We start from the raw sequence: 8,389 nt of genomic DNA, 5'->3' as shown, positions 1-8,389 counted from the left end.
CGGCGGCGGGCGCGCCGAAGTGCGGTGCGGGGGCGGCCGGCCCGGGCGGCGGCGCGAAGCCGGGCACGCCCTGTGCCGCTGCGGGCGGCTCGGGCGCGGGCGCCTCCTCCTCGACGACCTCGCCGCCGAAATTCTTCAGCAGCGCCTCCAGGCCGCCGTCGAAGCCCTGGCCGACGGCGGCGAACCGCCACACGTCCTTGAGGTAGAAGTCGCCGAGCATGACGGCGCGTTCGGTGCTGAACTCGCTGCCGGTGAAGGAGTAGCGGGCGACCTCCTCGCCGCCGGCCACGATCCGGAGGTAGCCGGGCCCGATCCCGGCGACCTGGCCCGCGCCGTCGAGGGCGGCGGTGAAGGTGAGCTTCCGGATCTGCGGCGGGATCTTGTCGAGGGTGACCCGGAAGGACTCGCTGTCGCCGGCCTGCGGCCCCAGGAGCTGGATGGACTCCTCGGGCGAGGTGGGCTGGTTGAAGAAGACGAAGTACCGGTCGTCGGAGAGCCGCTCGTCGGCGTCGAGACCGAAGCAGCTGATGTCGAAAGTCAGGCCGGGCCCGGCGATCTGCACGCCGACGTACAGATCCGTTCCCGCCGTGAGGTCACCGATTTTGGCCTTGTGGCCGCGCTGGAATTCCCTGGCCATACGTAACGCCCGTCCCCCGCTCCCGCTGTGAGTTCGTCTGCGCGGCCAGGCTAACCGCTGGCGCCGACAGCGGGCGATGCCGGGGCGCGGCGGATGGGGGCGCGCCGCGGGCTCATTCGCCGCGGGCGGCGGGCAGATGGGGCAGCCGGTCGGCCGCGACCACCCCTTCGAGGTAACCGCGGGCCCGTTCCGTACGGGGGTAGCACTCCAGCAGGCGCCAGAAGCGGGGCCCGTGCCCGGGGACCAGCAGATGGGCGAGTTCGTGCAGCAGGACGTAGTCGATGACGTATTCGGGCATGCCCTGGAGGCGGTGCGAGAGGCGGATGCTTCCCTCGGCCGGTGTGCACGAGCCCCAGCGGGTGTTCTGGTTGGTCACCCAGCGCACCGACGCCGGGCGGGCCCGGCCCTCCAGGTACTGGCCGGACAGCCTCCCGGCGCGCGCGGCCAGCTCGCCGTCGCCCAGTATCCGCTTGCTCTCCTGGGCGGCGAGCTTGTCCAGCATCACGGTCACCCAGCGCCGTTCCTCGGCCTCGGACATCCGGGCCGGGATCAGGACCACCGTGCGGTCGCCCTCGCGGTAGGCGGAGACCGTTCTGCGCCGTCGTGAGCTGCGGCGCACCTCGACAGCGCTGGTGCCCGTTCCTTGAGCCGCGGGGCTCGGGGCGGTCCGGCGCGAGGTGTCGGGGGCGCGGCGCAGAGGTGTCTCCCCTGAGCCGTGGGCGGAAGGGTCGGCGGGCACGCGCCCGACGTTACCCGCTGCCGTCGCGGGAAGTCCCGCCCCGCGGTCGGTTCGCCGCCGAACCACTCCATGGCGTGCACAGCGTGTACGACCGGCACCCCCCGCCTGTGGATAACTTCCGCCCCGATCCGCCGCAGGGCGCATGCTGGGGGCCGGACGACGAAGGACGGGGGATCAGATGAGTCATCCGATGCTCAAGCCCGCGCTGCGGCGCGGCTGGCGGGACAGGGAGACCGTGCGGTTCGGCGTGGCACCGGCCCACGCGAAGGTGGTCGGCCCGGTCGACACGGCGACGGGAAGCTTCCTGTCGCTGCTCGACGGCACCCGCACCCTGCGGCAACTGACCGAGGAGGCGGCGTTGCTGGACCTCCCGCCCGCACACGTGAGGGGCGTGGTCGAACGCCTCGGCGCGGCCGGGCTGCTGGAGGCCCCGACCGGGGGCGGGCCGGCGGCCGAAGAGGTCCGCGCCGACCCCGCGGCGTTCGGACAGCTGCGGCCCGACCTGGCCGCCCTCTCCGTGCGGCATCCGGAGCCCGCGGGCGCCCTGGGCCGGATGGGCGCGCGCCGCGCGGTCCGGGCCCGGGTCAAGGGGGCGGGCCGGGTCGGTGCCGCGATCGCGGCGCTGCTCTCGGCGTCGGGGATCGGCCGGGTGGAGGTGCTCGACGGCGGCACGGTCCAGCCGGAGGACGTGCTGCCCGGTGGGCTGACGGCCGAGCGGACCGGCGAGCGGCGCAGCGCCGCCGCGCAGCGGCTGGTCCGCCAGGCCTCTCCCTGGAGCCGTACCCCGCGCCCGCGGGTCCCGGTCAGCGAGTCGGGTGAGCCGGGCCTGTCGCTGGTGGTGCTCGCCCCGCGCGACGGCCTCGGTGCCTATGCCCCCGACCCCGTGCTGTCCGAGCCGCTGCTGACTGCCGGCATCCCGCATCTTTACGCGGGGGTGATCGAGGGCACGGGAGTGGTGGGTCCGCTGGTGCTGCCCGGCGGTTCGGCCTGTGCCCGCTGCGACGAGCTGCACCGCACGGACGCGGAGCCGGCCTGGCCGCGGCTGCTCGCGCAGTGGCGGTCGGGACGCGGTGCGCCCGCGGTGCCGGCGTGTGATGCCGCGCTGGCGACAGCGGTCGCGGGCGTCGCCGCCCTCCAGGCGCTGACGTTCCTCGACGGTGAACTCCCGCCGTGCACAGGGGCGCGGATGGAGCTCGCCGCACCCTGTGCCGAGGTGCGCAGGGTGCCGGTCGCGCCGCATCCGGAATGCGCCTGCGGTGCGGCCGCTGCCCGGTGTGCGGCAGGCGCCTCGGATCCGCGGCCGTGACACGCCACAATGACGGAGTAACCCCGGTTGGGGGACAGTGTGAGTTGGAGGGGCGCATGTCTGATCTTCCCCGCAAGGCGGTCACCCGTACCGCCAAGCTGGCCGCGCTGCCACTGGGGTTCGCCGGCCGTGCCACCTGGGGCCTGGGCAAGCGGATCGGCGGCAGATCCGCCGAGATCGTCGGCCGTGAGCTGCAACAGCGCACGGCGGAACAGCTCTTCAAGGTGCTCGGCGAGCTGAAGGGCGGGGCGATGAAGTTCGGGCAGGCGCTGTCCGTCTTCGAGTCGGCGCTGCCCGAGGAGATCGCCGGCCCCTACCGCGCCGCCCTGACGAAGCTTCAGGAGGCGGCGCCGCCGATGCCGACGAGCGCGGTGCACGCGGTGCTGGCGGAGCAGCTCGGCGAGGACTGGCGGGAGCTGTTCGAGGAGTTCGAGGACAAGCCGGCGGCGGCGGCCTCGATCGGGCAGGTGCACCGTGCGGTGTGGCACGACGGCCGGGAGGTGGCCGTCAAGGTGCAGTATCCGGGCGCGGGCCAGGCGCTGCTGTCCGATCTGACGCAGCTGAGCCGGTTCGCCCGGCTGCTGGGCCCGCTGATGCCGGGCATGGACGTCAAGCCGCTGATCACCGAGCTGCGCGACCGGGTCTCGGAGGAGCTGGACTACTCCCTGGAGGCCGAGGCCCAGCGGGCGCACGCCGAGGAGTTCGCGGGCGACCCCGACGTGGTGGTGCCCTCCGTGGTGCACCAGTGCGAGCAGGTGCTGGTGACGGAGTGGATGGACGGGATGCCGCTGTCCGAGGTGATCACGGACGGCACCGACGAGCAGCGGGACCGCGCCGGTCAGCTCCTGGCCCGCTTCCTCTTCTCCGGCCCGGCCCGCACGGGTCTGCTGCACGCCGATCCGCACCCGGGCAACTTCCGGCTGCTGGCCGGCGACGCCCCGGACGGTCCGGTCGACGAGTGGCGGTTGGGGGTGCTGGACTTCGGCACCGTCGACCGGCTGCCCGACGGGCTGCCCCCGACGATCGGCAGCTCGCTGCGGATGACCCTCGACGGGGAGGCCGACGCCGTCTACCAGCTGCTGTGCGAGGAGGGCTTCGTCCGGGACTCTATCGAGCTGGAACCGGACGCGGTGCTGGAGTATCTGCTGCCGATCATCGATCCGGCGCAGGTGGACGAGTTCACCTTCACCCGGAGCTGGATGCGCCATCAGGCGGCCCGGGTCGGCGATCCGCGCTCCCCCGCCCACCAGTTGGGCAAGCAGCTCAATCTGCCGCCCTCCTACCTGCTGATCCACCGGGTGACCCTGAGCACCATCGGGGTGCTGTGCCAGCTGGGGGCTACGGTACGGCTGCGCGACGAACTGGAGGCCTGGCTGCCCGGCTTCGTCCCCGAGGAGGAGCCGCCGGGCCCGGACGCCGCCGAGGCCACCGGCGCCCTCGGCACGGAGCCCGGCCCCCAGCGCGAGCCGGAGCACGACACGGAGTCCGGCAACGCCGTCGTCGGTGCGGGACTCGGCAAGGAGGCCGTCGAGGAGACCACGGCCTGACCCACGGGCCGGGCCCGCCGCCCGCTCCGGCCACGGGAGCGGGCGGGCACGGGCGGGAGCGGGCAAGGCGGCCGTCCGCCACGCCCGCACGGCGGGCCCGGTCCGGGCTACCCCGGCCGCGCTCCCCCGGTGACGCCGCCCGGCCTCACCACCAGTTCGAATCCAGGCGGCCCTCGATGGCGCGGATGTGCTTGCGCGCGCAGGTGTCGCAGTAGTAGCGGCGCTCACCGTTCTCGACGGAGAGCGTCCAGGTCGGCGGGGTGCCCTCGGCCACCGCGCCGCAGCCGGCACACTCCGTGTGCCCGTCCGCCGGCTCCGCCTGCTCATGCGTCCTCTGGTCCACCGTCCGACGATAGCCCCGTCCACCGCGACACACGGGATCCCACGCACCACGGGGCCCGCCCTGTCGGACGGACCCCGTGAACGGCGGCATCAAGCGCGCCGCCTTACTGCATCACGGCCATGGCCAGCGCACGGCGGGCACGCAGCGACGCGCGCTCGGCACGCCGCTGCATACGCCGCGCGGCGGCGAGCCGATGGGCCCTGCGTTCTGATTCGGCCTCCCGCAGGCGTTCGTGCATATGCGCACGAGCCAGGGCTTCTGGGATGAGTTGCATCGCGAGGTTCCTGTTCTGACGCGACTCGATCGCGTCGGCGTTCACGGGGACGGGTGTGTCGGTGAGAGTGGGGTTCATCGTGAGGTCCTGCTTCTGGGGATCCCGGGTGACGGGATGGTCGATCGTTCCTGTGCCGAAGGCGTTCATGCCACAACCGGGTTCTTGCGCGGACGGCCACGCGGCCGCTTCCGGGGCACGACGACGCCCTGGACGAAGAGTTCGCCGCCCCAGACGCCCCACGGCTCACGCCGGTCCTTGGCGCCGGCGAGGCAGGCCTCACGCACCGGACAGGTCTGGCACAGGGTCTTGGCGTACTCGACGTCGGCCGGGGACTCCGCGAAGAAGACCTCCGGGTCGTAGGTGCGGCACGGAACAGCGGCGCCGAGGCGGTCGATCTCGTCGTCGAGCTCGGTGAGGGGAAGCAAGGAATTCTCCTGAGGGTCAGGCGGAGGGATCAGGTCGGTCGCTACGGACGGGGTGTGCGTCTGCAGTTGCACGGTGGTGTGTTCCTCGTCTGTTCGGCCCGGCCGGTGGCCGGACGCTGGGGCAAACAAAAGGGCCGCGGATCCCGGTGTGGGTTCCGCGGCCCTGGAAGGTGCCGACCTGATCTCGCTGATCAGGCTGGATCTCTCCAGGGTTCGAGGCCGCGGTAGGCCCACATGTCATGCGTCTGGTACTGCTGCCGGGATTCGGCACCATTGGCCGCCGCGGAGGCAAAGGCATTCGCCGATGCCGCCACTGCTGCTACCGCAGGTGCCTCGGTCGGTCGCGCGGTGCGCTCACTGCGCGTCAGCACAGTGAGGAACTCGGAGCGCGCGACCTCGGTACCGGACGGGCGGCCGAAGCCGGACATACCGGTGCCAAGGAGCGAGGTGCCGAGCGGGCAGGCGGCGACGACCGAGAGATCGGTCATTTTGTTCGTCTCAATGAAGCTGATCACTGGGCTCGCCTCCTCTCGGCGTCTCGGTGGACCGGGAATCCCGTTCCAGGGCGTTCAAGTACATCACGGATCGAACGGATCTCGGAAAGAAACCGTTGTCCCCGTTGCTTCCGAAGGCTATGGGGCTGCGCTCCGCGGGCGCAAACTATTTTTCCGACGAGTTTTCCGCGGGTCCTCCGGACGCCTCTTCCGAGGCTCCCACGAGCTCCTCACCGGCGCAGATCGCCAGCACGTCACTGCCGTAGCGGTCGAACTTGCGCCGCCCCACTCCTGAGATGACCGCGAGCTCCGCCTCGGTTCCCGGAACGGCCTCCGCGATCGCCATCAGGGTCTTGTCCGTGAAGACGCAGTAGGCGGGCTGCCGGGACCGTGCGGCCTGCTCGGTCCGCCACGCGCACAGCCGCTCGTACAGCGCCTCGTCCAGCTCCGACGGGCAGTCCTCGCACCGCATCAGCTTCATCTCGCCGGCGTCCGTCAACGTGCGGTTGCAGACCCGGCAGCGCGCCGGGCTGCGGTGCCTCGGACGCCGCGCCACCGCCGCCGTCCCCTCGCCGCGCTCGACGCCCCCGGAGACCGCGCCGGGCGTGCGACGGCCGGGCACCGTCCCCGAACCGGGCCGCAGGCCGGTGAGGAACCGGCTGGGGCGGCGGGAGGCCCGCCCCCCGGGCGAACGCGCCAGCGACCAGGACAGGCCCAGATGCAACCGGGCGCGGGTCACGCCGACATACAGCAGCCGGCGCTCCTCCTCCACCTGCTCGTCGGTCCTGGCGTAAGTGATCGGCATCATGCCCTCGGTCAGGCCGACCAGGAACACCGCGTCCCACTCCAGGCCCTTGGCCGCGTGCAGGGACGCCAGCGTGACCCCTTCGACCGTCGGAGCGTGCTGGGCATTGGCCCGCTCGTCCAGCTCGGCGACGAGATCGGCGAGCGTGGCCGCGGGCCGTGCCCGGGCGAAGTCCTCAGCGAGCCGCACCAGCGCCGCCAGCGACTCCCAGCGGTCGCGCACCGCGCCGGAACCCGCCGGCGGGCGGCTGGTCCAGCCCATGTCGCTGAGCACCGCCCGCACCTCGGACGGCAGGTCCAGGGCGTCATCGAGCAGCGCGTCGTTGCCGCCGAAGCGGGCCGCGCCCCGCAGCTTGACGCCTGCCTCCCGCACCTCCGGGCGCTCGAAGAACCGCTCGGCGCCCCGCAGCTGATACGGCACACCGGCATCGGCCAGCGCCTGCTCATAGACCTCGGACTGGGCGTTGACGCGGAAGAGCACGGCGATCTCGCTCGCCGGCACCCGCGAGGCGATCAGATCGCGGATCCGGCGGGCGGTGCCCTCGGCCTCCGCGGGCTCGTCGGCGTACTCCGTGTACACCGGCTCGGGCCCCGCCTCGCGCTGCGAGACCAGCTCCAGGCGGTGCTCGGCGGCGCGCCCCTTGGCCTGGGAGAGCAGGCCGTTGGCGAGGTGCACGACCTGCGGGCTGGAGCGGTAGTCACGGACGAGCTTGACGACCGTCGCCTGCGGATGGCGGGTGCGGAAGTTGAGGAGATGGTCGGGGGTGGCGCCGGTGAAGCTGTAGATCGTCTGGCTGGCGTCGCCGACCACGCAGAGGTTGTCGCGGTCCCCCAGCCACAGCTCCAGCAGCCGCTGCTGGAGCGGGCTGACGTCCTGGTACTCGTCCACGACGAAGTGCTGGTACTGCGAACGGACCTGCTCGGCGATGTCGTGCCGGTCCTGGAGCACCCCCACCGTGAGCAGCAGCACATCCTCGAAGTCGATGCGGCCCCGCTCCCGCTTCAGCTCCTCATACGTCCCGTAGATCTGCCCGACCTCCGCCGGGTCGCGAGGGGCCTCACGGCCGGCCTTGGCGACCGCGGCCGGATAGTCGGCCGGCACGGTCTGGGTGACCTTGGACCACTCGATCTCGGCCGTGACGTCCCGCAGCTCGTTGCGGTCCAGCCGGATGCGGCAGCGGGCGGCGGCCTCGGCCACCACCTGGATCTTGCGCTCCAGCAGCCGCGGGACCTCACCGCCGACGGCCTTCGGCCAGAAGAACTGCAGCTGGCGCAGGGCCGCGGAGTGGAACGTCCGGGCCTGGACCCCGCCGGCGCCGAGCTGCCGCAGCCGGCCGCGCATCTCACCCGCCGCCCGCGCCGTGAACGTGACGGCGAGCACACTCGCGGGCGTCAGGATCCCGGCGCGCACGCCGTACGCGATCCGGTGGGTGATCGCGCGGGTCTTGCCCGTGCCGGCACCCGCCAGCACACACACCGGACCGTGCAGCGCCGTCGCGACCTCGCGCTGCTCGGGGTCGAGCCCGTCGAGCACCGCGTCGGCCGAGTCCGGCACCTGCGGGAAAAGAGAGGAGTCCGTTGCTGCTGTCACCCCGCCATGCTGCCAGGTCCGCCGAGGCGCCCTTGCCCCCTGTCCACAGCCGCCGTCCCCGGTCATACACATCGCGCCCCCTGTGGACAACGGCCGACGCACGGGCCCGGCGACTGCTTTCCTGAGATCAGCACGAGACGACGCGAGGCGAGGTGATGCGAGGCGAGGCGAGCGGGGGTGTGGGGAGCGGCGGGAGGTCTGGGGAGGCAGGAGGGCTGGGGCTGGGGTG

Annotated in this window: 9 protein-coding genes; 2 read left to right on the top strand and 7 right to left on the bottom strand. The window is 72.8% G+C overall.

Annotated elements, in window-relative coordinates:
• Together IEY78_RS31760 and IEY78_RS31755 are read right to left on the bottom strand one after the other, a co-directional pair.
• Nucleotides 1-637: TerD family protein (locus tag IEY78_RS31760; RefSeq protein ID WP_189104259.1), on the bottom strand; the 637-nt coding region annotated here is incomplete at its 3' end.
• A 112-nt stretch (nucleotides 638-749) separates the two neighbouring features.
• On the bottom strand, nucleotides 750-1,376 hold the full coding sequence (locus tag IEY78_RS31755; RefSeq protein ID WP_189104257.1) for a M48 metallopeptidase family protein: 627 nt from the start codon (nucleotides 1,374-1,376) through the stop codon (nucleotides 750-752).
• Nucleotides 1,377-1,554: 178 nt separating this feature from the next.
• On the opposite strand from IEY78_RS31755, the gene IEY78_RS31750 reads away from it, so the two are divergent.
• Complete coding sequence (locus tag IEY78_RS31750) at nucleotides 1,555-2,682, top strand: ThiF family adenylyltransferase (RefSeq protein ID WP_229700296.1); 1,128 nt, start codon at nucleotides 1,555-1,557, stop codon at nucleotides 2,680-2,682.
• A gap of 56 nt (nucleotides 2,683-2,738) precedes the next feature.
• Nucleotides 2,739-4,229, top strand: coding sequence for an ABC1 kinase family protein (locus tag IEY78_RS31745; RefSeq protein ID WP_189104255.1), 1,491 nt, complete (start codon nucleotides 2,739-2,741; stop codon nucleotides 4,227-4,229).
• Nucleotides 4,230-4,374: 145 nt separating this feature from the next.
• Here the strand turns inward: IEY78_RS31745 and IEY78_RS31740 are convergent, their stop codons facing one another.
• From IEY78_RS31740 to IEY78_RS31720, 5 genes are all read right to left on the bottom strand, one after another.
• Entirely contained in the window at nucleotides 4,375-4,572 is a 198-nt protein-coding gene (locus IEY78_RS31740; protein WP_189104253.1) for a hypothetical protein, read from the bottom strand.
• Nucleotides 4,573-4,675: 103 nt separating this feature from the next.
• Nucleotides 4,676-4,993 carry a putative WhiB-interacting protein gene (locus tag IEY78_RS31735; protein WP_189104251.1) on the bottom strand — a complete coding sequence of 106 codons (318 nt, stop codon included), beginning with the start codon at nucleotides 4,991-4,993 and terminating at the stop codon, nucleotides 4,676-4,678.
• Nucleotides 4,990-5,343 carry a WhiB family transcriptional regulator gene (locus IEY78_RS31730; protein ID WP_189104249.1) on the bottom strand — a complete coding sequence of 118 codons (354 nt, stop codon included), beginning with the start codon at nucleotides 5,341-5,343 and terminating at the stop codon, nucleotides 4,990-4,992. Before IEY78_RS31730 ends, IEY78_RS31735 begins: the two co-directional genes overlap by 4 nt.
• A 119-nt stretch (nucleotides 5,344-5,462) precedes the next feature.
• A complete protein-coding gene (locus tag IEY78_RS31725) occupies nucleotides 5,463-5,786 on the bottom strand; it encodes a hypothetical protein (protein ID WP_189104247.1) in 324 nt (107 codons plus the stop codon).
• Between the two features lie 145 nt (nucleotides 5,787-5,931).
• Nucleotides 5,932-8,232, bottom strand: coding sequence for an ATP-dependent DNA helicase UvrD2 (locus IEY78_RS31720; RefSeq protein ID WP_229700295.1), 2,301 nt, complete (start codon nucleotides 8,230-8,232; stop codon nucleotides 5,932-5,934).
• Nucleotides 8,233-8,389 lie beyond the last annotated feature (157 nt).

Origin of the sequence: Streptomyces kronopolitis, from assembly GCF_014646275.1 — a bacterium.
In the GTDB taxonomy this organism is placed as follows: Bacteria; Actinomycetota; Actinomycetes; order Streptomycetales; family Streptomycetaceae; genus Streptomyces; species Streptomyces kronopolitis.
This window is presented reverse-complemented; position numbering and strand designations above follow the sequence as displayed.